At 69.8% G+C, this 24,582-nt stretch carries 24 protein-coding genes; 17 read left to right on the top strand and 7 right to left on the bottom strand.

Going from position 1 to position 24,582, the window contains the following annotated elements:
- Positions 1-27 precede the first annotated feature (27 nt).
- Together copM and ampC are read right to left on the bottom strand one after the other, a co-directional pair.
- The gene (gene copM, locus A2G96_RS26220; protein WP_062803112.1) at positions 28-462 is read right to left on the bottom strand and encodes a CopM family metallochaperone; all 435 of its coding nucleotides are present in this window, start codon (positions 460-462) and stop codon (positions 28-30) included.
- 580 nt (positions 463-1,042) lie between these two features.
- Positions 1,043-2,239 carry a class C beta-lactamase gene (ampC, locus tag A2G96_RS26225; protein ID WP_082819102.1) on the bottom strand — a complete coding sequence of 399 codons (1,197 nt, stop codon included), beginning with the start codon at positions 2,237-2,239 and terminating at the stop codon, positions 1,043-1,045.
- A gap of 194 nt (positions 2,240-2,433) precedes the next feature.
- Between ampC and phnC the strand changes: the two genes are divergently transcribed.
- The 3 genes from phnC to phnE all read left to right on the top strand — a co-directional run bounded on the left by phnC (position 2,434) and on the right by phnE (position 5,264).
- Positions 2,434-3,288, top strand: a complete 855-nt coding sequence (gene phnC, locus A2G96_RS26230) for a phosphonate ABC transporter ATP-binding protein (protein ID WP_062803114.1) — start codon at positions 2,434-2,436, stop codon at positions 3,286-3,288.
- Positions 3,289-3,338: 50 nt separating this feature from the next.
- Positions 3,339-4,346, top strand: coding sequence for a phosphonate ABC transporter substrate-binding protein (phnD, locus tag A2G96_RS26235; RefSeq protein WP_062803115.1), 1,008 nt, complete (start codon positions 3,339-3,341; stop codon positions 4,344-4,346).
- Between the two features lie 105 nt (positions 4,347-4,451).
- On the top strand, positions 4,452-5,264 hold the full coding sequence (gene phnE / locus A2G96_RS26240; protein ID WP_062803116.1) for a phosphonate ABC transporter, permease protein PhnE: 813 nt from the start codon (positions 4,452-4,454) through the stop codon (positions 5,262-5,264).
- A 43-nt stretch (positions 5,265-5,307) separates the two neighbouring features.
- Here phnE and phnN read toward each other — a convergent pair whose 3' ends face one another.
- The 3 genes from phnN to phnF form a co-directional block, all read right to left on the bottom strand.
- The gene (phnN, locus tag A2G96_RS26245; RefSeq protein WP_062803117.1) at positions 5,308-5,898 is read right to left on the bottom strand and encodes a phosphonate metabolism protein/1,5-bisphosphokinase (PRPP-forming) PhnN; all 591 of its coding nucleotides are present in this window, start codon (positions 5,896-5,898) and stop codon (positions 5,308-5,310) included.
- Entirely contained in the window at positions 5,895-6,617 is a 723-nt protein-coding gene (locus A2G96_RS26250) for a DUF1045 domain-containing protein (protein WP_062803118.1), read from the bottom strand. Before A2G96_RS26250 ends, phnN begins: the two co-directional genes overlap by 4 nt.
- A 126-nt stretch (positions 6,618-6,743) precedes the next feature.
- Complete coding sequence (gene phnF, locus A2G96_RS26255; protein WP_062803119.1) at positions 6,744-7,478, bottom strand: phosphonate metabolism transcriptional regulator PhnF; 735 nt, start codon at positions 7,476-7,478, stop codon at positions 6,744-6,746.
- A 178-nt stretch (positions 7,479-7,656) separates the two neighbouring features.
- Here phnF and phnG point away from each other — a divergent pair, with 178 nt between their 5' ends.
- Genes phnG through A2G96_RS26290 form a run of 7 tightly spaced genes read left to right on the top strand, consistent with a single transcriptional unit; the run spans position 7,657 to position 13,622 of the window.
- Complete coding sequence (gene phnG / locus A2G96_RS26260; protein ID WP_062803120.1) at positions 7,657-8,178, top strand: phosphonate C-P lyase system protein PhnG; 522 nt, start codon at positions 7,657-7,659, stop codon at positions 8,176-8,178.
- A gap of 1 nt (position 8,179) precedes the next feature.
- Positions 8,180-8,797 carry a phosphonate C-P lyase system protein PhnH gene (gene phnH, locus A2G96_RS26265; protein WP_062803121.1) on the top strand — a complete coding sequence of 206 codons (618 nt, stop codon included), beginning with the start codon at positions 8,180-8,182 and terminating at the stop codon, positions 8,795-8,797.
- 1 nt (position 8,798) lies between these two features.
- Entirely contained in the window at positions 8,799-9,959 is a 1,161-nt protein-coding gene (locus A2G96_RS26270) for a carbon-phosphorus lyase complex subunit (protein WP_062803122.1), read from the top strand.
- The gene (locus tag A2G96_RS26275) at positions 9,956-10,858 is read left to right on the top strand and encodes an alpha-D-ribose 1-methylphosphonate 5-phosphate C-P-lyase PhnJ (RefSeq protein WP_062803123.1); all 903 of its coding nucleotides are present in this window, start codon (positions 9,956-9,958) and stop codon (positions 10,856-10,858) included. The genes A2G96_RS26270 and A2G96_RS26275 overlap by 4 nt, the downstream gene beginning before the upstream one ends.
- Entirely contained in the window at positions 10,855-11,631 is a 777-nt protein-coding gene (gene phnK / locus A2G96_RS26280; RefSeq protein WP_062803124.1) for a phosphonate C-P lyase system protein PhnK, read from the top strand. Before A2G96_RS26275 ends, phnK begins: the two co-directional genes overlap by 4 nt.
- A 5-nt stretch (positions 11,632-11,636) precedes the next feature.
- Positions 11,637-12,368, top strand: coding sequence for a phosphonate C-P lyase system protein PhnL (phnL, locus tag A2G96_RS26285; protein WP_062803125.1), 732 nt, complete (start codon positions 11,637-11,639; stop codon positions 12,366-12,368).
- A gap of 27 nt (positions 12,369-12,395) precedes the next feature.
- Positions 12,396-13,622 (top strand): alpha-D-ribose 1-methylphosphonate 5-triphosphate diphosphatase, encoded by a 1,227-nt coding sequence (locus A2G96_RS26290; protein ID WP_062803126.1) that lies wholly within the window; start codon positions 12,396-12,398, stop codon positions 13,620-13,622.
- 4 nt (positions 13,623-13,626) lie between these two features.
- On the opposite strand, the gene A2G96_RS26295 is transcribed toward A2G96_RS26290, so the two are convergent.
- Positions 13,627-14,460, bottom strand: a complete 834-nt coding sequence (locus tag A2G96_RS26295; protein WP_062803127.1) for an IclR family transcriptional regulator — start codon at positions 14,458-14,460, stop codon at positions 13,627-13,629.
- A gap of 181 nt (positions 14,461-14,641) precedes the next feature.
- On the opposite strand from A2G96_RS26295, the gene A2G96_RS26300 reads away from it, so the two are divergent.
- From A2G96_RS26300 to A2G96_RS26310, 3 genes are all read left to right on the top strand, one after another.
- Positions 14,642-15,637, top strand: coding sequence for a Bug family tripartite tricarboxylate transporter substrate binding protein (locus tag A2G96_RS26300; RefSeq protein ID WP_062803128.1), 996 nt, complete (start codon positions 14,642-14,644; stop codon positions 15,635-15,637).
- 86 nt (positions 15,638-15,723) lie between these two features.
- A complete protein-coding gene (locus tag A2G96_RS26305; protein ID WP_062803129.1) occupies positions 15,724-18,063 on the top strand; it encodes a cytochrome P450/oxidoreductase in 2,340 nt (779 codons plus the stop codon).
- A gap of 250 nt (positions 18,064-18,313) precedes the next feature.
- Positions 18,314-18,751: a hypothetical protein gene (locus tag A2G96_RS26310; RefSeq protein WP_335340567.1), complete on the top strand. Its 438-nt coding sequence runs from the start codon at positions 18,314-18,316 to the stop codon at positions 18,749-18,751.
- Positions 18,752-18,761: 10 nt separating this feature from the next.
- Here A2G96_RS26310 and A2G96_RS26315 read toward each other — a convergent pair whose 3' ends face one another.
- Positions 18,762-19,679, bottom strand: coding sequence for a LysR family transcriptional regulator (locus tag A2G96_RS26315; protein WP_062803131.1), 918 nt, complete (start codon positions 19,677-19,679; stop codon positions 18,762-18,764).
- A 208-nt stretch (positions 19,680-19,887) separates the two neighbouring features.
- Between A2G96_RS26315 and A2G96_RS26320 the strand changes: the two genes are divergently transcribed.
- Genes A2G96_RS26320 through A2G96_RS26335 form a run of 4 tightly spaced genes read left to right on the top strand, consistent with a single transcriptional unit; the run spans position 19,888 to position 24,509 of the window.
- A complete protein-coding gene (locus A2G96_RS26320; RefSeq protein ID WP_062803132.1) occupies positions 19,888-21,879 on the top strand; it encodes an FUSC family protein in 1,992 nt (663 codons plus the stop codon).
- A 22-nt stretch (positions 21,880-21,901) separates the two neighbouring features.
- Complete coding sequence (locus tag A2G96_RS26325) at positions 21,902-22,120, top strand: DUF1656 domain-containing protein (RefSeq protein WP_062803133.1); 219 nt, start codon at positions 21,902-21,904, stop codon at positions 22,118-22,120.
- Positions 22,117-23,025, top strand: a complete 909-nt coding sequence (locus A2G96_RS26330; protein ID WP_062803134.1) for an efflux RND transporter periplasmic adaptor subunit — start codon at positions 22,117-22,119, stop codon at positions 23,023-23,025. Before A2G96_RS26325 ends, A2G96_RS26330 begins: the two co-directional genes overlap by 4 nt.
- The gene (locus tag A2G96_RS26335) at positions 23,022-24,509 is read left to right on the top strand and encodes an efflux transporter outer membrane subunit (RefSeq protein WP_062803135.1); all 1,488 of its coding nucleotides are present in this window, start codon (positions 23,022-23,024) and stop codon (positions 24,507-24,509) included. The genes A2G96_RS26330 and A2G96_RS26335 overlap by 4 nt, the downstream gene beginning before the upstream one ends.
- Positions 24,510-24,582: the final 73 nt, after the last annotated feature.

The following is a 24,582-nucleotide window of genomic DNA, read 5'->3' on the forward strand; positions in this document are numbered from 1 at the left end:
TAAGGGGTATGGATGCGGTTGGCATGGTCAGCGCGGCGTGACCTGCGATGGCTGGGCCTGGTGGCGCTGCAGCCACGCCTGCATCAGCCGAATCTCGTTCTGCTGCTCGGTGATGATGCCCTGCGCCAGGTTGCGCAGCGCCGGATCCTTGCCGTACAGCAGCAGCGCCTTGGCCATGTCGATCGCGCCCTGGTGGTGCGGGATCATCATGGCGACGAAGTCATGGTCGGGGAAGCCGTTGGTGGGGGCCTGCGTCATGCCGTGGTGCATTACGTTCATGGCGTCGTCGATCAGGGTGGCATAGGGCTTGGCGGTACTGGCGACGAAGGGAGGCGGTGCCGTCGCGTGATGCGGATGCGGGTGTGCGTTCTGGGCCGGCGCGGCAAGGCTTGCAGCCGACAGGCACAGGGCCGCGATGACGCGTGCCGCGGCGGCGCCATGGGGTAAGGAACTCCGTTGCATCGCAGGGTCTCCGGTTGCCCCGGACCGGCTTGGGCCTGGTTCGGGAGGGTTTTCTGCGTATACACGTGAGGTGTCTGGACTATTCCGTCACGCGTGAAAAATATCGGTTGTGGTTGGGATCGGGTGCTTGGCGGGCGCGGCTGTTTCGCCGGCGTAGCCGGCGACCTCCTTTCTGTCCGAGCGACAGAAAGGAGGCAAAGAGCGCGTCGCCTAAGCGGCTGGCTAAGGCGGCGCTGGCGGTTCCAATGGTGGTGACTTGCGGTCAGGCGCTTGGTGGTTCCACCCTGCTGACGCTACCTGGAGGTGCCTGGCGTTCGGGGTCGGATGGACGAACCCGACTTTAGGTCGGTGGCAGCCTGCTAAGCACGTTATTGGTGGGACGCCTTCGGCTGCGCTGCGCGCGCTCACTATCTCAGGTCTGCTGCGCGGGCATGGAGTGCGTCGCTGCGCTCGCACGCGTTGTCGCTGGCGATCCCTCCGGCTTTTATTGCCCGCTTGCTTGCTCCCCTCTCCCGCGTGCGGGAGAGGGGCGGGGGTGAGGGCCAGCGCATCAACGAAGCCAGCCGCATCAATCATCCGCTCAAGGCTGCTTCCCCTCCCCCACCGGCCGTCCGTCCAGATACTGCAGTACCTTGAACCCCGCCTTCACCCGCTCCGCGACCGGGTAGTTCTTGTTTGCCAGCATCACGATGCCGATGCGCTGCGATGGCACGTAGGCGACATAGGCGCCGAAGCCATTGGTCGAGCCGGTCTTGTTGACCAGCATGGCGCTGCGCGCCGCCTGCGGCGGCTCCAGTCGCGCCACCGGGTTGGCCTCGAACACCACCTGCTGCGAGCTGCCGGCCAGCACGCTGTCGCGCTGCGCCGGCCATGCGTACATTTCCCACGCCAGTCCCTGCACCATGTCGCCGACCTTGAAGTAACCGGTGCGGGTGGTGGCCAGCGCGCGCTGCAGGGTCTGGTCCAGCCCGCTGCCGTCGATATTGGCCATGACGAAGCACATCATGTCGGCCGACGTGGTTTTCACGCCGTAGGCCTCGGCATCCAGCACGCCGGGCGTGACGCGGACCGCCTTGCCGTCCTTGGTGTAGCCATAGGCATAGTCCTTCATGCGCGCCTGCGGCACCGTGATGTAGGTGCTGCGCAGCCCCAGCGCGGGGAACAGCGTTTTCTCCATCAGCACCTCGAACGGCTGCCCCATGCTGCGCGCGGCCAGGTAGCCGAACAGGCCGATGCTGGGATTCGAGTATTGCCGGTGGGTGCCTGGGGCGTAGCGGGGACGCCAGTCGCGGAAATAATCGACCATCTTGCCGGTATCGGTGACGCCCTCCGGAAACTGCAGCGGCAGCCCGCCGGCCGCGTACGTGCCCAGGTCCAGCAGGCTGGTCGCGCCCACGCTGCTGCCCGCGAGTTGCGGCAGGTATTTCGCCGCATTGTCGGTCAGCGACAGGTCGCCGCGGGCCTGCGCATAGGCGGCCAGCGTCGCGGTGAAGGTTTTGCTGACCGAGCCGATCTCGAACAGCGTATCGGCGTCGACCTTGCGTCCTTCTCTCTTGGCGGCGACGCCGTAGTGGAAGTCGTACTGCTTGCCGCCGGCCGTGACGGTCACGGCCATGCCCGGCACATCGTGCGCCTGCATCACCGGCTGGATCGCCGCGTCGACGACGCGTTTGAGCGCGGCCGCATCGACACGCTCGGCAGCATGGGCACTGGCGCCGCCAAGCAGCGCCGCGGCGGCGGCAATGGCATGCATTGCCTTTTGAAGAGTTTGGTTCATAGCAGATCGTCTGGCCGTGGTGCGCCGGCAAGCAGCGCAGCCGGGCGCGGGAAATAAACGAGACTTTACCGGCTCCCCAGCCTTGCCCGCCCAAAACCGGTGGCCGAACGACCGTTCCGTATCGCTCCCCCAGTCATCGTTCTGTCATCCACCCCCGCCAGAATGCGCAGGTCATTCAAGTCAGGGGAGTCGACATGACGCACGCAATTGAAGTCCGCGGGCTGAGCAAATCGTTCCGTGCGGACCGCAAGGCGCTTGACGATGTCACGCTGCAGGTCGCACCGGGCGAAATGGTCGCGCTGCTGGGCGCGTCCGGATCCGGCAAGTCTACGCTGCTGCGCCACGTGGCCGGCTTTGTCACCGGCGACGCTGGCGCGGGCGAGATCCTGGTCAACGGCCGCCACGTGCAGCGCAACGGCCGCCTGGCCGGCAACGTACGCCAGGTACGGCGCGAGATCGGCTTCGTGTTCCAGCAGTTCAACCTGGTGGGACGCCTGCCGGTGATCACCAATGTGCTGGTCGGCATGCTGGCGCGCGTACCGAAGTGGCGCGGGCTGCTGCGCATGTTCAAGGCCGATGAAATCCGCAGCGGGCTCGATGCGCTTGCGCAAGTTGGTATAGACGACTATGCCTTTCAGCGCGCCTCGACGCTGTCGGGCGGTCAGCAGCAGCGCGCCGCGATTGCGCGCACGCTGGTGCAGAACGCCAGCGTGATCCTGGCCGACGAGCCGATCGCCTCGCTCGATCCGGAATCCTCGCGCCGCGTGATGTCGCTGCTCAGGCAGATCAACCGCACGCGCAAGGTGGCGGTGGTGGTGTCGCTGCACCAGGTGGACGTGGCCATGCGCTACTGCCCGCGCGTGGTCGCGCTGCGCCACGGCAAGGTGGTCTATGACGGCCCCTCGGCCGCGCTGACGCCGGCCATGCTGCGCGACCTCTACGGCACCGAGGCCGACGAACTGCTGCGCGATGCCGCGCCCGAAGACGACGACAACGCCGCGCCGATGCCGGCGCCGGCGCTGGTCACGATGAACCTGGCGGCCGCCTGAACGGCTGCCGCAGCCCCATTCCCCCAAACCGCTTTCCACCGGAGTTGCCCATGCTTCGCAGAACCTTTATCGCCGTCGCGGCCACGGCCACGGCCGCGGTTGCCCTGCCCGCCCTGCCCGCCTTTGCCCAGGAGGCCAAAAGCCTGAACATCGGCTTTATCTCGACCGAGTCGTCGTCGAACCTGAAAACCGCGTGGCAGCCGCTGATCGATGACCTGAGCAAGGCCCTGGGCGTGCCCGTCAAGCCGTTCTTCGCCTCCGACTATGCCGGCATCATCGAAGGCATGCGCTTCAACAAGGTGCAGATCGCGTGGTTTGGCAACAAGTCGGCGATGGAAGCGGTGGACCGCGCCAGCGGCGAGGTGTTTGCGTCGGTGATCGACAAGGACGGCAACCCGGGGTACTGGTCGGTGCTGGTGGTCAACAAGGACAGCGACCTGAAAAGCGTCGAGGACGTGATCAGGCGCGGCAAGGACCTGACCTACGGCGCCGGCGACCCGAACTCCACCTCGGGCACGGCGGTGCCGGGCTTCTACCTGTGGAACGCCAACAAGGTCGAGCCGAAGACGCTGTTCAAGGCCGTGCGCATCGGCAATCATGAAACCAACCTGCTGTCGGTGCTGAACAAGCAGGTCGACGTGGCCGTCAACAACACCGAGAACATGGAGCGCTACCGCATCAACACGGGCAAGAACGCCTATGACCAGGTGCGCGTGCTGTGGAAGTCGCCGCTGATCCCGGCCGACCCGATGGTCTACCGCAAGGACCTGGCGCCCGAACTGAAGAAGAAGATCCAGACCTTCTTCGTCAACTACGGCAAGGGCACCGACGCCGCGCGCGAAAAGCAGGTGCTGGCCGCGCTGACTTACCAGGGCTTCCGCGCGTCGAACGATGCGCAGCTGGTGCCGATCCGCCAGATCGAGCTGGCGCGCGAAAAGGCCAAGATCGAATCCGACACCACGCTGGCCGCCGCCGACAAGGAAAAGCGCCTGTCCGAAGTGACCCGCCGCCTGGCGGAGCTGGACAAGGCCGCCGGCAGCGCCGGCAGCACGCAGTAAGCCGTTCGCTGCCACCACACTGTTCGACCTGTCTCAGCGGGGCCGGCGGCGCAGCGCCGCCCGCCTCGCACCGCTTTCCAATCCCCGCTGTATCCGGACCGCTCCATGACCGTCTCCGCCACGCCAGGCCTGCCTCCCACGCCCCGAAGCCATGTGCGCCCGCCGCGCACGCCCCTTGCCGTGCCGCTGACCTGGGCGGTGCTGCTGGCCATGCTGGCCCTGTCGTGGCAAGGCGCCGACATGCGCCCGCTCGACCTGCTGCGCGATTCCGACAACATGGCCAGGTTCGCGGCCGATTTCTTCCCGCCCGATTTCCGCGACTGGCGCCACTACCTGGACGAGATGCTGGTCACGGTGCAGATCGCGCTGTGGGGCACGGCGCTGTCGGTCGTGATGGCGGTGCCGCTGGGGCTGCTGTGCTCGGCCAATATCGTGCCGGCCTGGGTCTACCAGCCCGCGCGCCGCATCATGGATGCGTGCCGCGCCATCAATGAGATGGTGTTCGCGATGCTGTTTATCGTCGCCGTCGGGCTGGGCCCGTTCGCCGGCGTGCTGGCGATCTGGATCCACACCACCGGCGTGCTGGCCAAGCTGTTTGCCGAAGCGGTCGAAGCCATCGACCCGCGCCCGGTCGAAGGCGTGCGCGCCACCGGCGCCGGCCCGGTCGAGGAAATCGTCTACGGCGTGATTCCGCAGGTGCTGCCGCTGTGGCTGTCGTTCGCGCTGTACCGCTTCGAGTCCAACGTGCGTTCGGCGTCGGTGGTGGGCATCGTCGGCGCCGGCGGCATCGGCACCGTGCTGTGGGAAATCATCCGCAGCTTCCAGTACGGGCAGACCTGCGCGGTGATGATCATCATCATCGTATTTGTCTCGGCCATCGACATCCTGTCGGCCCAGATCCGCAAGGTGCTGGTCTGAGATGCGGCCCGAACTGACACCAGCTTGAACACCGGGCCTGGACTCAGGCCTCCCGCCCCGCCGCAGGCGCGGCGCCCAGCAGGTCCGCCAGCGCCGCCACCGCGCACTCCAGCCCGCCGCTGTTGTCGATCTCGACCAGCCGGCACCCCGCCGGCACGGCGAACGCCTGCCGCGCGCGGGCCAGCCGTTTCGCAATCGCGTCTTCCGCTTCGCGTCCGCGCTGGCGCAGCCGCGCGGCCAGCACCTCCGGCCGCACCCGCACGTGTACCGCGCACAGCCTGGGGTAGCGTGCCACCGCCTGCGGCAGGTACTCGCGCGAGCCGTTGACGATCACCGTCAGCCCGCGCGCCAGCCACTGCTCGATCTCGATGCCGATGCCGTAGTGCAGGCCGTGGCTGTGCCAGTCCAGCGCCAGGCAGCCCAGCGCGCGGCGGCGGTGGAACTCCTCGGGCGTCAGCGCCACCGAGGCCTCGTTGGCGTCGGCGGCGCGGGTGATGTAGCGATGGGCGATGACAATGCGGTGGTCCGCGCCCAGGCGCTCGCGCAGCGCGCGCAGCAGCGAGTCCTTGCCGCTGCCGGACGGACCCATCAGGTAGAACAGGCCGTTTCCGTCGGCCACGATTGCCGCGCTCATGCGTCCAGGTACGCCGCGCCGGCGCCGTACGCGGTGCTGCCGTCGAAGCCGTAATGGCGGCCGACGACAAAGTCCTCGCCCGGGGCCGGCTGCACGAAGATGCTGATGCGGTCCACATGCAGCGGCGCCTGCAGCAGCTTGCCGCTGGCCGCTTCGAGCTGCGCGATCGCGGCGCGCTGGCTGGCGGCATCGAGCATGCCGGTCAGCGTGATATGGAACACGAAGGTGCCGAACACATACGGGTAGCCCCATGCGTCGAGCATGCGGCGCTCTTCATCGCTCAGCTGGTCCGGCGCGCGCCTGGCCAGCTCCTGCGCCGACGGCGGCGCGCGCAAGGGATCGAAGGCCAGCACGCAGGCATCGGCCAGCGCCTGCATCGGCGGCGAGGCCTCCGCAAGCGTCCATGCGACAAAGCCCCGCAGCGCGCGCAGCGCCAGCGGTGCGTCGAACGGCGCTTGCCGGCGCGCAAGATCCCGCGCGGCGGCATCGACCATCGCGCCGTTGGCGCCTTCGGCAAGCCGGAACGGCGGCTTCAGGGTGGCATGCAGGCCGTAGTGGGCCGGCGCCTTGATCCACTCGGGCGGCGCGGCCGGCAGGTCGGAGGGCGCGGGCAGCGTGGCCCCGGTGTCGGCGTCGCGCCCCAGCCAATGATTGCCGAAGATAGCCAGGGGGCCGGATGGCGACAGGTAGATGGCGTAACGGTACGCGGTTTGGGTCATTCGGCAAGGTTACCAGCGGCATCATGCACGCGCAGGCGCAGACTGCCCCGGTTTGGTGGGGTTGACCGCAGACAGTAGCGCAGGCAGATGACAGCCGGATGTCTAGACCAATGCGGCACGAGCGCCTCAGTCGCGGTCGGACACCGTCAGCTGCACCCAGTCGCCGGCGAAGCGCACCACGCTGTACTGCACCGGATTGCCGTCGATATCGACGTTCAGCGCCTCGACCTGCAGCACCGGGCGCGTCTTGGGCTGGTTCAGCATCCGCGCCACCGGCGCGCTCGGCATCGCCGCGGTAATGCGCGACCACTTGCGCGTGTAATCGGCAATGCCGAACTGCGCCAGCGCTCGCGATACCGACTGTTTGGCGCGCAGCACCTCGTCGATGCCGGGAAAGCGCTTCACGTCGAAGTAATGCTCGGCCACGTCGATGGTGCGGTCCTCGGCCTTGCCGATCATCTGCGCATGGAGCAGCTCGGCGGTGCGCGCCAGCCCCAGCTGCTTCGCGATGTCCGGCGCGCGCACCACCTGGCTGGCGACGATTTCGGTATGGCCGCGCACGCCCTGCGCCGCAAGGTTTTGCGAGAAGCGCGTGCGGCGCCCGATGGCGTAGTCGATCGCGTGTTCCTGCACGAAGGTGCCGCGGCCCTGCTCGATGCGCACCAGCCCGCTCAGTTCCAGCTCGCCCATGGCACGGCGGATGGTATGGCGGTTCACGGCGAAGCGGTTGGCCAGCTCAGGCTCCGGCGGCAATTGCTCACCCGGCAGGTACAGCTTGTTGCGAATGTCGTCCGCCAGCGCCTCGCCAATCTGGCGCCACACCGCGACGCCCGAACCCCGTTCCACTTCTCGATCAGACATCTTGCGCTGCCCTCTTGTCATCAAGCGTTAACTCATGCCGTGCGATTGTGCCTGAGTCAGGCCGCGCTGGCAGCGTGCCCGAGCAATCCCCTGCCCCGTCATGAAACGTTCATTTGGCTGTGGTCTAGTGGCGGCGTGTTCCAGCAACGACATCTAAACGTATAGACGTATAGGGGTGATGATGCAAAGCGAAACCGCGCGGCCGGATGTGCCGGCCGCCCAAGCTGCCCATGCTGCCCGCGCCGCCTGGCTGCGGATCCTGGCGACCGCGCCAACCGAAGCGCTCGACGCCGCCTACCAACGGCTTGCGCAAGCGCAGGCCCTGCCCGCCTACCGGCTGCTGCGCAAGCCCGAGCCCGGCATGGCCATGGTGCGGGGCCGCGCCGGCGGCACCGGGGCCCAGTTCAACCTTGGCGAAATCACGGTGACGCGCTGCGCGGTCGTGCTGGAGGATGCCGGCGCCGCTATCGATGGGGCCGCTGCCGCTGGCATCGCCTATGTCCAGGGCCGCAGCGAGCGCCATGCCGAGCAGGCCGCGGTGCTGGACGCGCTGCTGCAGCGACCGGCCTGGCACCAACGCGTGCAGGACCTGGTGCTCGCTCCGCTGGCCGATGCACACGCCAGCCGCGCCGCGCACGCTGCGGCCACGGCCGCGCAGACGCGCGTCGAGTTCTTCACCATGGTCCGCGGAGAAGACTGAGATGCACAGCGATCAACCGATGCTGTCCACGCCGGCCGCCGCTCTGCTGCCCGGCTTCAACGATCCGGTCGACGACGCCCAGCAGGTGTTTCGCGCCGCGCTGCAGGCGTTTGCCCACCCGGGCCAGTTGCAGACGCTGCCGGCGCGCAGCGGCTTGCCCGACGGCCTGTCGCCGGCGCTGGCCGCGCTGCTGCTGACACTGGCCGATGCCGATACGCCGGTCTGGCTGCCCGCCGCCATGCCGGCCGCGGCGCGCGACTTCCTGCGCTTTCACTGCGGCTGCCGGCTGGCGCAAGCGCCCGGCGCCGCTGCCTTCGTCTGCGTGCCGGCCGGCTATGCGATGCCGGCGCTGGCGGACTGCGCGCAGGGCGACCCGGCCTTCCCAGACCGCTCGGCCACGCTGCTGGTGGAAGTGGCCGCGCTCACCGACGGCGAGACCCTGACGCTGCGCGGCCCCGGCATCGCGCACACGCAGGCGCTGCGTGTTGCCGGCCTGCCCGCGGGCTTTCGCGCGGCCTGGCGCGCCAACAACGCCGGCTTCCCGCTCGGCGTCGACCTGCTGCTGTGCAGCGGCGAGCGGTTCTGCGCACTGACGCGCACCACCATCGTGGAGGACTGACATGTACGTGGCCGTCAAAGGGGGCGAACGCGCCATCCTCAACTCTTACCGGATGCTCGACGCCTATCGCCGCGGCGATACCGCGGTGCCGGAACTGACGCTGGCACAGATCCGCGAGCAGATGCCGCTGGCGGTGGCGCGCGTGATGGCCGAAGGCTCGCTGTACGACCCGCACCTGGCGGCGCTGGCGCTCAAGCAGGCCGCCGGCGACCAGATCGAGGCGATCTTCCTGCTGCGCGCGTACCGCACCACGCTGGCGCGCTTCGGCTATACGCAGCCGCTCGATACCGGCGCGATGCGGCTGCAGCGCCGGATCTCGTCGACCTTCAAGGACGTGCCGGGCGGCCAGGTGCTGGGGCCCACCTACGACTACACGCAGCGGCTGCTGGATTTCTCGCTCGAAACCGGCCGCGCGCCGCAGCCCATGCCCGCTGATCAGCAGCCGCTCGCCGCCGCGATGCCGCGCGTGACCAGCCTGCTGGAAGCGGACGAGCTGGTCGAAGCCGACGAGATTCCCGAAGGCGACCCCGCGCCGCCCGACCTGACGCGCGAGCCGCTGACCTTCCCCGCCGGCCGCGCCGCGCGCCTGCAGAACCTGGCGCGTGCCGACGAGGGCTTCCTGCTGTCGATGGGCTACTCGACCCAGCGCGGCTACGGCAACTCGCACCCGTTCGCGGCCGAAATCCGCTACGGCACGGCCGAGGTGGAACTGTTCGTCGAAGAGCTCGGCTTTGCCGTCACCATCGGCGAGATCGAGCTGACCGAATGCCAGATGGTGAGCCAGTTCGCCGGCAATGCCGACGAGGCGCCGCGTTTTACGCGCGGCTATGGGCTGGTGTTCGGCTACAACGAGCGCAAGGCGATGTCGATGGCGCTGGTAGACCGCGCCATGCGCGCCGAAGCGCTCGGCGAGGCCGCCGACGCGCCTGCCAACGATATCGAATTCATGCTGTACCACAGCGACAACGTCGAGGCCTCGGGCTTCGTGCAGCACCTGAAGCTGCCGCACTACGTGGACTTCCAGGCCAACCTGGAGCTGCTGCGCCGGCTGCGCGCCGAGGGCGCGGACGCGCCGGATAGCGCCATGCCGGCGCCCGTGACGGCACCGTCGCAACCGCCATCGCAACCCCAGCCACAGCAGCAAGAGGAGACGCTGGCATGAGCGCCGCCGACACCACCATGGCAGCGGGCATCGCCCGCGACCAGCACTACAACTTCGGCTACCTCGACGAATCGACCAAGCGCATGCTGCGCCGCGCCCTGCTCAAGGCGGTGGCGATCCCGGGCTACCAGGTCCCGTTCGGCAGCCGCGAGATGCCGCTGCCATACGGCTGGGGCACCGGCGGCATCCAGGTGACCGCCGCGATCATCGGCAAGGACGATGTGCTCAAGGTGATCGACCAGGGCTCGGACGACACCACCAACGCCATCAATATCCGCCGCTTCTTCGCCAGCGTCACCGGCGTGCCGACCACCGAACGCACCAGCGAGGCCAGCATCATCCAGACCCGCCACCGGATTCCGGAAACGCCGCTGCGCGCGGGCCAGACCGTGGTGTTCCAGGTGCCGATCCCGGAGCCGCTGCGCTGGCTCGAGCCGAGCGAAGGCGAGACCCGCACCATGCACGCGCTGGCGGAATACGGCGCGATGCACGTCAAGCTGTACGAGGACATCGCCCGCCACGGCCACATTGCCACCACCTACGACTACCCCGTGATCGTCAACCAGCGCTACATGATGCGGCCTTCGCCGATCCCGAAGTTCGACAACCCCAAGCTGGACCGCAGCCCGGCGCTGATGCTGTTCGGCGCGGGCCGCGAAAAGCGCGTCTACGCGGTGCCGCCGTACACCGCGGTCAAGAGCCTGGACTTTGCCGACCATCCCTTCACCGTCGAGTCATGGTCCAACTGCTGCGCGCAGTGCGGCGCCACCGACAGCTACCTGGACGAGATCATCACCGACGACGCCGGCACGCGCCGGTTCGTGTGCTCGGATACCGAGTACTGCGCCGGGCGCCAGGCCGCGCAAGTGGTGGACACCGCTGCCGGAGGTGCGCAATGAGCGCCGCGCCGCTGCTGTCGGTGCGCAACCTGACGCGCACCTGGGACGGCCTGCACGGCTGCCATGACGTCAGCTTCGACCTGTATCCGGGCGAAGTGCTGTGCGTGGTGGGCGAATCGGGCTCGGGCAAGAGCACGCTGCTGCAGGCGCTGTCGATGCAGGCGCCGGCGCAGCGCGGCACGGTCAGCTACGCCATGCGCGAGTCCGGCCTGACCGACCTGGCCACCTTGTCGAGCGCGCGCCTGCGGCTGCTGGCGCGCACCGACTGGGGCTTCGTGCGCCAGCACGCGCGCGACGGCCTGCGCATGCAGGTCAGCGCCGGCGCCAATATCGCCGAGCGGCTGATGGCCGTGGGCGAGCGCCACTACGGCAACCTGCGCGAAGTCGCCGGCAACTGGCTGGAAAAGATGGAGATCGACCTGGCGCGGCTGGACGATGTGCCCGGCACGTTTTCCGGCGGCATGCAGCAGCGGCTGCAGATCGCGCGCAACCTCGTCACGCATCCGCGCCTGGTGTTCATGGACGAGCCCACCGCGTCGCTCGATGTGTCGGTGCAGGCACGCCTGCTGGACCTGCTGCGCCGCCTGGTGGCGGACCTGGACCTGGCCGCGGTGCTGGTCACGCACGACCTGGCCGTGGCCCGGCTGCTGGCGCACCGCACCCTGGTGATGCAGGGCGGGCGCGTGGTCGAGCAGGGCCTGACCGACCAGATCCTCGACGATCCCCAGCATCCGTACACGCAGTTGCTGGTTTCTTCCATCCTGCAGGGCTGAGCACGATGCACGCAGAACAACCACAGAAGCTGGTCGAGGTGCGCGGCCTCGGCAAGATGTTTACGTTGCACAACCAGGGCGGCATCCGCCTGCCGGTGTTGCGCGCAATCGATTTCGATGCCGCGCGCGGCGAATGCCTGGTGCTGTCCGGGGCGTCCGGCACCGGCAAGAGCACGCTGCTGCGCTGCCTGTACGGCAACTACCTGGCCACCGAAGGCAGCATCCGGCTGCGCGATACCAGCGCCGACGGCGCGCCGTGGGTCGAGCTCGGCCGTGCCAGCGAGCAGCGCGTGCTGCAGCTGCGCCGCGACGTGATCGGCTATGTCAGCCAGTTCCTGCGCGCGATCCCGCGCGTGGGCGCGCTCGACGTGGTGGCCGATCCGCTGCGCCAGCGCGGCGCCGGCGAGGACGAGGCGCGCGCCCGCGCGGCCGAGCTGCTGGCGCGGCTGAACCTGCCGCGCCGGCTGTGGGAGCTGCCGCCCGCCACCTTTTCGGGCGGCGAGCAGCAGCGCGTCAATATCGCGCGCGGCCTGATCGGCGGCCATCCGATCCTGCTGCTGGACGAGCCCACCGCCTCGCTCGACCCCGACAACCGCGCCGTGGTGGTCGCGCTGATCCGCGAAGCGCTGGCCGAAGGCCGCGCGCTGATCGGCATCTTCCACGACGAAGCCGTGCGCGACGCCGTGGCCACGCGCCTGCTGCCACTGCACCCAGCCACCGCTACCGCCCTCGCCTGAACCGAACCGCCCCGAACGGAGCCAGACATGCCTGCGACCTACCTGACCCACGCCACCCTGGTGCTGCCGGACCGCATGCTGCACGACAGCGCGCTGCTGCTCGAGGATGGCCGCATCGCGGCGATCGAGCCGGCGCCCGCGGCCGTGCCCGCCCACGCCACCGTGGTCGACCTGCATGGCCATACCGTGATGCCCGGCCTGGTGGACGTGCATTGCGACGCCATCGAGAAAGAGGTGGAGCCGCGCGCCAGCGTGCTGTTTCCGCTGGATTTCGCCGTGGCGCAGGTCGACCGCCGCAACGCCGCGGCCGGCATCACCACGCCCTATCACGCGCTGTCGTTCGCCGGCAACCAGTTCGGCGTGCGCAACGTCGATACCGCGGCCACGGTGGTGCGCACCATCGCCGCCTACCGGCAGCACAGCCTGGTCGACAACCGCATCCACTGCCGCTACGAGGTCGCCGACGCCGGCGCCGTGCCGGTGCTGGAAGCATTGATGGCCGAAGGCGTGGTCGACCTGCTCTCGGTAATGGACCACTCGCCCGGCCAGGGCCAGTTCAAGACCATGGACGCCTACCTGGCCTACATGATGGGCAACCACGGCATGAGCCGCGACGCAGCCACCGATGCCGCGCGCCAGAAGGCCGCGGCGATGGAGGGCGCGCACGAGCGCGTCGACCGGCTGGTGGCCGCGGCGCATACGCTGGGCATTCCCACCGCCAGCCACGACGACGATTCGCCGCAGCGCATCGCCGCCATGCATGCGCTGGGCGTGCGCATGAGCGAGTTCCCGATCAACCTGGAAACCGCGCAGGCCGCCTGCGCCCATGCGCTGCCAACCATCCTGGGCGCGCCCAACGTGCTGCGCGGCAAGAGCCAGAGCGGATCGATGCGCGCCATCGACGCGATCCGGGCCGGCGCCGGCACCATCCTGTGCTCGGACTACCAGCCCTCGACCCTGATCGCCGCCGCGTATGCCGCCGGACGCCAGGCCGGGCTGCCGCTGAACCAGGCGCTGGCGCTGGTCACCGCCCACCCCGCCGATGCCTGCCAGCTGGACGACCGCGGCCGCCTGGCGCCGGGCCTGCGCGCCGACGTGATCGCGGTTTCCGAGGTGGCGGGCCAGCCGATGGTCACGCACACGTGGTCGGCCGGGCGGCTGGTGTTTGTGGCCGGATATCCGTCGCTGCGGCCGGCCGGCGAGGCGGCCATGCCGCGCCGGCCGGGTGCCGCACGAGAGCACGCGACCGCCTGACCGCTCAGCCCTCCGGGTTGAACCCCAGCGCCGCGCTGACCGCGCGCGCCTCGCGCCGCACGGCGCTGCCGATAGGTCCGTCGATGGCGGGGTCGAAGCCGCCGGTGGCGCCGAGCGCGGTCAGCACCGCGCACACGCGCCCGGTGTAGTCGCGCACCGGCGCGGCTACCGCGCTGATGCCGGTCAGGTTGGTGTCGCGCACCCAGGCGCAGTCGTCGGCCTGCACCGCGCGGCGCAACGCGCCGATGGGGTCGCCGGCATCGAGCTGCGCCAGCCGCGCCGGGCTGGCGGCCGCCAGTTCTTCCCTCGCCTGTGCCAGCACACCCTTTTCATCGAGTAGCCCCAGGAACACGCGTCCGGTCGCGGACCACAGCAGCGGCATCACCGAACCGGCGCGCACGTTCACCGTCACCGGCAGGCCCGGTTCCTCGAAGCGCATGATGGTCGGGCCCTTGTTGCCCATCACCGCGACGAAGCAGGTCACCTCGAGGGTCTCGCGCAGCCGCACCAGCGACGCCTCGGCCAGCCGGATCGGGTCGGCCTGGCGCATCGCCGCCATGCCGATCTGCAGCGCCTCGAAGCCCAGGTGGTACTGCTGCGTGCCCGGCTCCTGCGCCACCAGGTCTTCTTCCACCAGGCTGACCAGGTAGCGGTGCACCTTGGCCGGGCTTTCGTCGATCTGCGCGGCCAGCGCGGTCAGGCTGGCCCGCCCGCCCAGCCGCGCCAGGCCCTTTAACACGGCCATGCCGGTAACGGCCGACTGCACGCGCTGGCGTCGTTCGCGCGTGCGGGTCGCGGCGGTTTCGATGACGGGTTCAGGGGCTTTGGTTCGGGGCATGGCGGGACCGGGCTACGCGATGGGTGCGGGGGGTTCACGGCGACAGCGGACGATGCCACACCGTGACGGGAAGCCGGTTCAAGGTTAACCCGCATTCAATCGTTACGCAATGCGTATATGATTTACGCAAAACAGAAAACACCAGGCAACGACCCGGTCCATCCTTCAGGAGACAACAACCATGCCCCGCCCCCGCCTTGCCCTTGCCGTGCGCCTCGCCATCGGCGCGCTGACCTTGCCGATGCTGGCCGCGAGTGCCGCTCACGCCGCCGATCCGTATCCCGCCAAGCCGATCCGCTGGATCGTCCCGTATGCCGCCGGCGGCGGCTCCGATTTCCTCGCGCGCACCATCGGCCAGGGGCTGTCGGCCAAGGTCGGGCAACCGGTGGTGGTGGACAACAAGCCGGGCGGCAATACCGCCATCGGCGCCGCCGAGACCGCACGCGCCGCTGCCGACGGCTATACCGTGCTGTCGGCCGACAACGGCACGCTGGTGTTCAACCCGGTGCTGTACAAGTCGCTGTCCTACCATCCCGCCAAGGACCTGGCCCCGGTGACGCTGCTGGGCCGCTTCCCGATGATCCTGGTGGTGGGCGCCGGCAGCCCGGCCAAAACAGCCAAGGACTTCATCGCGCAGGCAAAGTCCACGCAGGGCGGCATCAACTACGGCTCGGCCGGCGCGGGCAGCCCGCACCACCTGGCGATGGAGCTGCTGAAGGTGGAAGCCGGCCTGCCGATGACGCACGCCCCGTACCGCGGCGCGGCGCCGGCGCTGTCGGACGTGGCCGCCGGCCAGGTCGCCGCGATGATGGTCGACTACGCCGCCGGCGCCGGCTTTATCAAGGGCGGCAAGGTGCGCCCGCTGGCCGTGGCCAATGCCACCCGCCTGCCGCAGTTGCCCGACGTGCCGACCTTTGCCGAGCTGGGCTATGCGCGCGTCGAAGCCGCCGCGCTGGTGGGCATGGTGGTACCGGCCGGCACGCCGCCGGAGGTGATCAATACGCTCAACAAAGACGTGGTCGCAGCCATCCGCGAGCCGGCGGTCAACAAGCGGCTGGTCGACTTTGGCGTCGAGCCCGTCGGCAACACGCCGGCGCAGTTCAGCGAGCTGCTGCGCAGCGAGTCCGGGCGCTGGACCAAGCTGATCCGCGACCTGAAGATCACGCTGGACAACTGAGTCCGGCCGCAACACCGCTTGCCGTCCGGCGCGCCCGGACGGCAGCGCTTTTTGCCAGGCATCGATTTCTGCCAGGAGTCCGCAGCATGACCATCTCCGCCACCGGCGCCGCCCGCGGCTGCCCGATCGACCACAGCACCCTGGCCGCGCCCAACGGCTGCCCGGTCAGCCACAACGCGGCGCAGTTCGACCCCTTCGGCGACGGCTACCAGCAGGACCCGCCCGAATACGTGCGCTGGTCGCGCGAGCAGGAGCCGGTGTTCTACAGCCCGCAGCTGGGCTACTGGGTGGTCACGCGCTACGACGACATCAAGGCGATCTTCCGCGACAACCTGACCTTCAGCCCGTCGATCGCGCTGGAAAAGATCACCCCCACCGGCGACGAAGCCAACGCCGTGCTGGCCAGCTACGGCTACGCCATGAACCGCACGCTGGTCAACGAGGACGAGCCTGCCCACATGCCGCGCCGGCGCGCGCTGATGGCACCGTTCACGCCCGCCGAACTGGCGCACCACGAACCGCTGGTGCGGCGCCTGACGCGCGAGTATGTCGACCGCTTTATCGACGATGGCCGCGCCGACCTGGTCGACCAGATGCTGTGGGAGGTGCCGCTGACGGTGGCGCTGCATTTCCTGGGCGTGCCCGAAGAGGACATGGACCTGCTGCGCCAGTACTCCATTGCCCATACCGTCAACACCTGGGGCCGGCCGAAGCCCGAGGAACAGGTGGCGGTGGCGCACGCCGTCGGCAACTTCTGGCAGCTGGCCGGCCGCATCCTCGACAAGATGCGCGAGGACCCGTCCGGCCCTGGCTGGATGCAGTACGGGCTGCGCAAGCAGAAGGAACTGCCCGAGGTGGTGACCGACTCCTACCTGCATTCGATGATGATGGCCGGCATCGTCGCCGCGCACGAGACCACCGCCAACGCCTCGGCCAACGCCATCAAGCTGTTGCTGCAGCATCCCGACGCCTGGCGCGAGCTCTGCGAAGACCCCGCGCTGATCCCCAACGCGGTCGAGGAATGCCTGCGCCATAACGGCTCGGTCGCAGCATGGCGCCGGCTGGTCACGCGCGACGCCGAAGTGGGCGGCATCCGCCTGCCGGCGGGCAGCAAGCTGCTGATCGTGACCTCGTCGGCCAACCATGACGAGCGCCATTTCGCCGATGCCGACCTGTTCGACATCCGCCGCGACAACGCCAGCGAGCAGCTGACCTTCGGCTACGGCTCGCACCAGTGCATGGGCAAGAACCTGGCGCGCATGGAGATGCAGGTGTTCCTGGAAGAGCTGACGCGCCGGCTGCCGCATATGCGCCTGGCCGAGCAGACCTTCACCTACGTGCCCAACACCTCGTTCCGCGGGCCGGAGCACCTGCTGGTGGAATGGGACCCCGCGCAGAATCCCGAGCGCCGCGACCCGGCGTTGCTGGCGGTGCGCCAGCCGGTGCGCATCGGCGAGCCGTCGGCGCACACCATCGCCCGCACGGTGCTGGTCGAGCGCGCCACGCCCGCCGCCGACGGCGTGCTGCGGCTGCGGCTGGTGGCGCCCGACGGCAAGCCGCTGCCGCGCTGGGCGCCCGGCTCGCATATCGATGTGGAATGCGGCGACACCGGGCTGTCGCGCCAGTATTCGCTGTGCGGCGATCCGGACGATGCGGCGGCGCTCGAGATCGCGGTGCTGCGCGATCCCGCCAGCCGCGGCGGCTCCGCGTGGGTCCACGGCAGCGTCAGGGCGGGCGACCGGCTGCGCATCCGCGGCCCGCGCAATCATTTCCGCTTCGATGAGCAATGCGGGCGGGCGATCTTCATCGCCGGCGGCATCGGCGTCACGCCGGTGAGCGCGATGGCGCGGCGCGCCCGCGCGCTCGGCATCGACTACACCTTCCATTACTGCGGGCGCTCGCGCCAGGCCATGGCCATGCTTGATGAACTGCAGGCGCTGCACGGCACGCGGCTGCAGGTCCACGCCAGCGACGAAGGCCGGCGCGCCGACTTTGGCAAGCTGCTGGGGCAGCCTGACGCGGACACGCAGATCTATGCCTGCGGCCCGCAGCGCCTGCTGGATGCGCTGGCCGAATGCTGCGCGGCGTGGCCGGCGGAGGCGCTGCGCGTCGAGCATTTCGTCTCGCGGCTGGGCACCCTGGATGCATCGAAGGAACAGCCCTTTACCGTGGAGCTGAAGGACTCCGGCCTGGTGCTGGAAGTGCCGGCGGGGCAGACCCTGCTGGGCGCGCTGCGCGGCGCCAATATCGACGTGCAGAGCGACTGCGAGGAAGGCCTTTGCGGCTCGTGCGAAGTGCGCGTGCTGGCCGGCCAGGTCGACCACCGCGACGTGGTGCTGACGCGCGCCGAGCGCGACGCCAACCATCGCATGATGGCGTGCTGCTCGCGCGCCTGCGGCGGCGGCCGGCTGGTGCTGGAGCTCTGAGCGCGCGGGCCCGGCAAGCGTACTGTTGCAGCGTAGGACAAAGCCTGACAACGGCCGCAAGGACACAGGGCTAAAGTAGCAGCGCAACCGCCGCCCCCGTTCTGTCTGCGTCATGCCCCCTGACCCCGCCGCCGTCCACGCCGTTCCCGCTCCCGCTCTCTGCCGCTGGCGCCGCATCGCCGTCAACCTGTCGTTGCTGGCCACGGCACTTGCTCTTTGCGCCCCACCAGCCGCCACACAAGCCGCCACCGTGTCCCCATCGCCACTGCCGCCGCTGTCTGAGCTTGCCACGCTGCTGCTGGGCACCGTGCGCGGCAAGCCGACCGGCATGCATGGGGTCACGCGCCTGACCACCGGCGACGCCGACCGGCAACTGCGTCTGGCCTGCCAGGAGCTGATGCGCGCCGGCCCGGTCGACCTCGACGACACCACGCGCTTCGACGGCTGCGTGGCGCGGCCCGGCAAGATCGTCGACTTTCACCTGAAAGTCTCCGGCATCGATGCCAGCCGCGACGACACCCGTGATTTCATGGCGACGGCCAAGCCGATCCTGGAGCGCGGCATCTGCCGCAACCCGGATGTGCCGGTGCTGGGCAAGCTGGGGATCCGGCTGCGCTACCACTATGCGGCCGGACAGAAGCCGCTGGTGCTGCTCGACATCCCGCCCGAGCAGTGCCGCGGCAAGTAAGGCGACAGGCTCAGCCCGCCCGCCCCTCGGTTCGCCCGTTCCCCAGCACCTCTTCGCACACCGCCAGCCACGCCCGCGCCGCGTGCGACAGATAGCGCCCGGGCGACCAGATATGCGCCATGGTCCAGTCCACCGCGGGTTCGGTCAGGCGCGCCATCGCCAGCGTGTCCTGCGCCTGCAGGCGCTCCGCCAGCGGCTGCGGCAGGAAGGTAGTGCCCAGCCCCGCCGCCGCCATCGACGCGAGGAAGTCCCAGTGCCCGCTGCGCGCCACCACGCGCGGCTCGATGCGCGCTTCCACGAAGGCCTGCCGCAGCTTGCGCGTCAGCGAGAAACCCTCGGTCAGCATCACCAGCGGCTCGTCGCGCAGCGCCGCCAGCGACACGGTGCGTCCGCGCGCCCAGGCCGCCTTGCGCGGCCCCACCGCCCAGATCGGATAGCGGCCGAACTGGCGCGTTTCCAGCGCCAGGCCGCTGTCGCCCGGCAGCACCGTGGCGCCCACCTCCAGCTCGCCGCTGGCCACCAGTTGCTCCACCACCTGCCCGCCGTGCTCGTCCAGCGTCAGTGACAGGTTGGGATAGCGCTGCCGGAATGCGCTGACCGCCGGCGAGAAGAACAGGTTGACCATCGGCGGGATGCCGACCGTCAACTGCCCCCGCCCCAGCGAGGACAGGTCGGCAACCTCCAGCGTCAGCCGGTGCACCACGCCCAGCGCCTCCTGGCCGCGCTCGTAGACCACGCGGCCGACGTCGGTCAGGCGCACGCTCTTGCCTTCGCGGATCAGCAGCGGCTGGCCGACCTCGTCCTCGAGCTGGCGGACCATCTTGCTGATGGTCGACTGGGTCACGAACAGCGACGAGGCGGCCTGGGTAAAGCTGCGCAGCCGCGCGGTCTCGACGAAATAGCGCAGCGCGCGGATATCGATGGGCATGTTGGCGTGGAGGACGGACGCGCCTCTCCATGAATAACGCGAATGGAAAAGCCAATATTAAATCATGAATGGAATGCTGAATGTGCGGCTACAGTGCGGCTACACTTCGCTCCCAACATGTCGCCCCTGCCCAAAGCGCGCCCCCAATGAAGCGCGGAGCGGCAGGCGGCGGCAAGCGCCCCCAACCTTCCCTTCAAGACCCCGCTCCATGGCTAGCTGGCCGAATGCACGACAGTGGCTGTTCTCGCTGAAGGCATTCGCCGCTGCGATGCTGGCGCTCTACATCGCGCTGGCGCTGGGGCTGGCGCGGCCGTATTGGGCCATGGCGACGGTGTACTTCGTCTCGCATCCGCTCACCGGCGCGACCCGCTCCAAGGCGGCGTATCGCGTTGCCGGCACGGTGCTGGGCGCCACCGCCGCGGTGGCGACGGTGCCGCAACTGGTCAGCATGCCGATCGTGCTGATGGGCGCGATCGGGCTGTGGATCAGCGTGCTGGTGTACCTGTCGCTGCTGCAGCGCACGCCGCGCAGCTACGTGTGCCTGCTGGCAGCCTACACGTTGCCGATCGTCGCCTTGCCGGCGGTCAGCCAGCCGGCGCAGATCTTCGACATCGCCGTGGCGCGGATCGAGGAGATCGTGATCGGCATCGTCTGCGCCGGACTGGTGGGCTCGGTGGTGTTTCCGGCCAAGGTCGCGCCGGCGCTGCGCGCGCGTGCCGATGCGTGGCTGGCCGATGCCGCGGCCTGGGCCTCGGACATCCTTGCCGGCAGCCCGCGCGCCGACCACAGCCGCCACCAGCTGGCCGCCGACATCCTGCAACTGGACCAGCTGATCAGCCAGCTCGCCTACGACACCGAAGGCAGCCACACGCTGCGCTACGCGCGCGCGCTGCGCCGGCGCATGACCATGCTGATGCCGCTGCTGTCGTCGCTTGACAGCGTGCTGCAGGCGCTGCGCTGCCATGCCCGCGACATCCCTGCAGATTTGCACGAGGCGCTGGCGGCGACGGCGGCATGGCTGGGCGACAAGGCCGCCACGGCGCCTGCGGCTGCGCCCGAAGGCTGGCGGATGCTGTGCGGACCCGACGCGAGCGGCTGGCACGATCGCCTTGCCGCCACGGCGGCCGACCAGTTGCAGCGCCTGTACGTCCTGTACGGCGAATGCCGCGCGCTGCAGCAAGGCATCGGCGACCACCGCGCCGGCACGCCGCTGCCACTCGGCGAAGCCGCTGCGGAAGCTGCCGGCCATCACCATGATCACGGCATGCTGCTGTTCGGCGCGCTGTCCAGCGGGCTGGCGGTGTTCTGCGCCGGGCTGCTGTGGATCTTGTCGGGCTGGGAGGACGGCGCCGGCGCGGTGGTGGTGGCTTCGATCGCGTGCTGCTTCTTTGCCGCGGTCGACGAGCCGCGGCGCATGGCCGGCGCCTTCGTGCGCTGGAGCGCGATCTGCCTGCTGATTTCATCCGGCTACCTGTTCCTGGTGGTGCCGCATGCGCACACCTTCGAAGCGCTGGCCGCGCTGCTGGCGCTGCCCTATCTCGGCATCGGCCTGCTGATTGCGCGGCCGGGGTTCCAGCTGATCGCGATGCTGCTGTCGGTCAACACCGCCGCGTTTGCCAATGTGCAGGCGGTGTTCGACGCGGATTTCCTCGCCCTCTTCAATACCTGCCTGGCCAGCGCCGCGGCCATGGTGTTCGCGCCGCTGTGGTCGGTGGCGGCACGCCCGTTCGGCGCGCGCGCGGCGGCACGGCGGCTGGTGCGCGCCAGCTGGCACGACCTGGCGCAGGCCGCCACGCTGCGTGCCAGCGATGGCGATGCGCGGCTGGGCGCGCGCATGCTGGACCGGCTGGGCCAGTTGGTGCCGCGGCTGGGCGCAGCCGGCGATCCCTTGTCTACCGACGGCTTCCATGCGTTGCAGGTCGGCTATTGCGCACTGGCGCTGCGCAAGGCCTTGCCGGACCTGCCGGCGCCCGCGCGCAAGCCGGTGCGCCGGGTGCTGGCCGCGGTGGCGCGGCATTTCCGTGCGCAAGGGCGCGCGGGCCGGCGCGTACCGGTGCCGGCAGCACTGACCACTGCCATGGGCGAAGCCATGGCAGCGGTGGCGGCCAGCGGCCGCGCAGGCCAGCACGGCACGCTGGGCGCGCTGGTGGTGCTGCAGGTCACGCTGCTTCCGCTTCCCGCCATGACCTTGTCCCGCTGATCCCACCTTCTTCGCTGCACCCATGCTTAGTGAAATCGACCTCTACGGCGTGTTCGTGCCCGGCGTGCTGGTGCTGGCCGTGCTGGCCTTCGCCGCGGCCACGGCAATCCGCATGGTGCTGGCCGCGCTGGGCTGCTACCGGCATATCTGGCACCGCTCGCTGTTCAATCTTTCTCTCTATGTGATCGTCCTGGGCGCCGTGGCTGCCATATTCGCCGCCGTGCCCGGACTGCCGTCATGACCTTCCGACTCCGCTCCCTGCTTCCCGTGCTGCCGACGCTGCTGGCCGCCATCGCCGCGCTGCTGGTGCTGCGCCACCTGTGGGACTACTACACCGCCGCGCCCTGGACCCGCGACGGCCACGTGCGTGCCGACATCGTCCAGGTGGCGCCCGACGTATCGGGGCTGGTCACGCGCGTGCTGGCGCGCGACAACCAGTACGTGCAGGCCGGCGAAGTCCTGTTCGAGATCGACCGCGACCGCTACGCGCTCGCCCTGGAACAGGCGCTGGCGACGCTGGCGACCCAGCGTGCCGCGCTGGCGCAGGCACGGCGCGAAGCCGCGCGCAACCGCGACCTGGACGGCGTGGTTTCCGCCGAAGTCGCCGAGCAGGGGCGTGCGCGCGTCGAGCAAGGCCAGGCCGCGCTGGCGCAGGCAGAAGCCGCGGTGCGGCTGGCCCGGCTGAACTTGCAACGCACCAGCGTGCGCAGTCCGGTGGCGGGCTATCTCAACGACCGGCTGCCGCGGCTGGGCGACTATGTTTCGACCGGGCGACCGGTGCTGTCGATGGTCGATGCCGGCTCCTTCCACGTGGAAGGCTATTTCGAGGAAACCCGGCTGCACCGCATCCACATCGGCAGCCCGGTCGACGTGCATATCATGGGCGAGCCGCGCCACTTGCGCGGCCACGTGCACAGCATCGCCGCCGGCATCGAGGACCGCGACCGCAGCGCGGGTTCCAACCTGCTTCCCAACGTCAATCCCACCTTCAACTGGGTGCGGCTGGCGCAGCGCGTGCCGGTGCGCATCGTGCTGGAAGACGTCCCTGCCGACGTGCGCCTGGTCTCCGGGCGCACCGCCACCGTGGCGGTGCGCGAGCCGGCCCCAGACAACGGCGCCGCGCGCCGCACGGGGCCGCGATCGTGAGGCCGCGTCGTGCCTGGGTGGCATGCCTGATTGCGTGCCTGATTGCGTGCCTGATTGCGTGCCTGAGTGCCTGCACCACGGTGGGACCGGACTATCGCGTGCCCGATCACGCGGCGGTACGCGCGACCGCGGCCAATGGCCCGTTGCAGTCTGCACAGGGACCGGACGTGGCGATCGCCCCCGTGCCTGACGACTGGTGGCGCCTCTATGACGACGAACGGCTCGACCGGCTGGTCATGAAGGCGCTGGCGGCAAATACCGATATCCGCGCCGCCAACGCCAACCTGCGCCGCGCGCTTGCGCTGCTGCACGAAGTCGAAGCCGAAAACCTGCCACAGGGCAACGCCGGCGCCGGCGTGTCGCGTGCGCAGCTGTCGGGGGAGAGCTATTTGCAGCAGGCGCAGCCACCAGTATTCAACCTGGGCGACCTGGGGCTGGGCGCGTCCTACCTGATCGACTTCTTCGGCAAGCTGGCGCGCGCCGACGAGGCCGCGCTGGCCGGCGCGCAGGCCAGCGAGGCGACACTGGACATGGTGCGCGTCACCGTCGCCGCGCAGACCGTGCGCGCCTACGTGCAAGGTTGCGCCGCCACGCATGACCTGCATGCCGCCACGGAGCAGCTGGCGGTGCAGCAGCGCACGCTGGACGCCACCCGCCGCCTGCTCGCTGCGGGCCGCGCCGGGCCCGCCGAGGTCGCGCGCGAGCTTGCCCGCGGCGAAGCGCTGCGCGCGGTGCTGCCGCCGCTGCAAGCGGCACGCAGCGCCGCGCGCTATCGGCTGGCGCTGTTGCTGGGCCTGGCGCCGGCGGCGCTGGCTGAGGCCGAGGTGGCGTGCGACGCCGAGCCCGTGCTGCGCGCGCCGCTGCCGGTCGGCGACGGCGCCGCGCTGCTGCGACGGCGCCCCGACGTGCGCCAGGCCGAACGCGAGCTCGCTGCCGCCACCGCGCGCATCGGCGTGGCTACGGCCGACCTGTATCCGTCGATCCGCATCGGCGCCAGCGCCGGACTGACCGGCGTGCTGAGCCATCTTGGCAGCGGACCCACGGCGCGCTGGAGCGTGGGGCCGCTGCTGAGCTGGACCTGGCCCACCAATGGCGTGCGGCACCGCATCCGCGGCCTGGAAGCCGCCGCGGATGCCGCGCTGGCGCGCTTCGACGGCGTGGTGCTGCGCGCGCTGCAGGAAACCGAGACCGCGCTGGCCGGCTACACGCGCGAACTGGAACGTCACACGGCCCTGCATGCCGCCAGCGAGCACGCCGCACAAGCCGCGCGGCAGCAGCGCCGGCTATGGCAGGCCGGGCGCCTGCCCTACCTGGCGCATCTTGACGCCGAGCGCGACCTCGCTGCCGCGCAGGCCGCGCTGGCGGCGTCCGCGGGCCAGGTTGCCGCGCGGCAGGTCGACCTGTTCCTGGCCCTCGGCGGCGGCTGGCAGACCGCGCGCAAGCTGGCTGCCGTGCCAGGATCGACGGATGAAAAAAACGACTGAACGATGACCAGTTAAATCATCACAGGAATAGACAGGGGTGACTACACTTCGTCCCGTGCCGGGCAAACAACCA

The organism is Cupriavidus nantongensis (assembly GCF_001598055.1).
GTDB lineage: Bacteria > Pseudomonadota > Gammaproteobacteria > Burkholderiales > Burkholderiaceae > Cupriavidus > Cupriavidus nantongensis.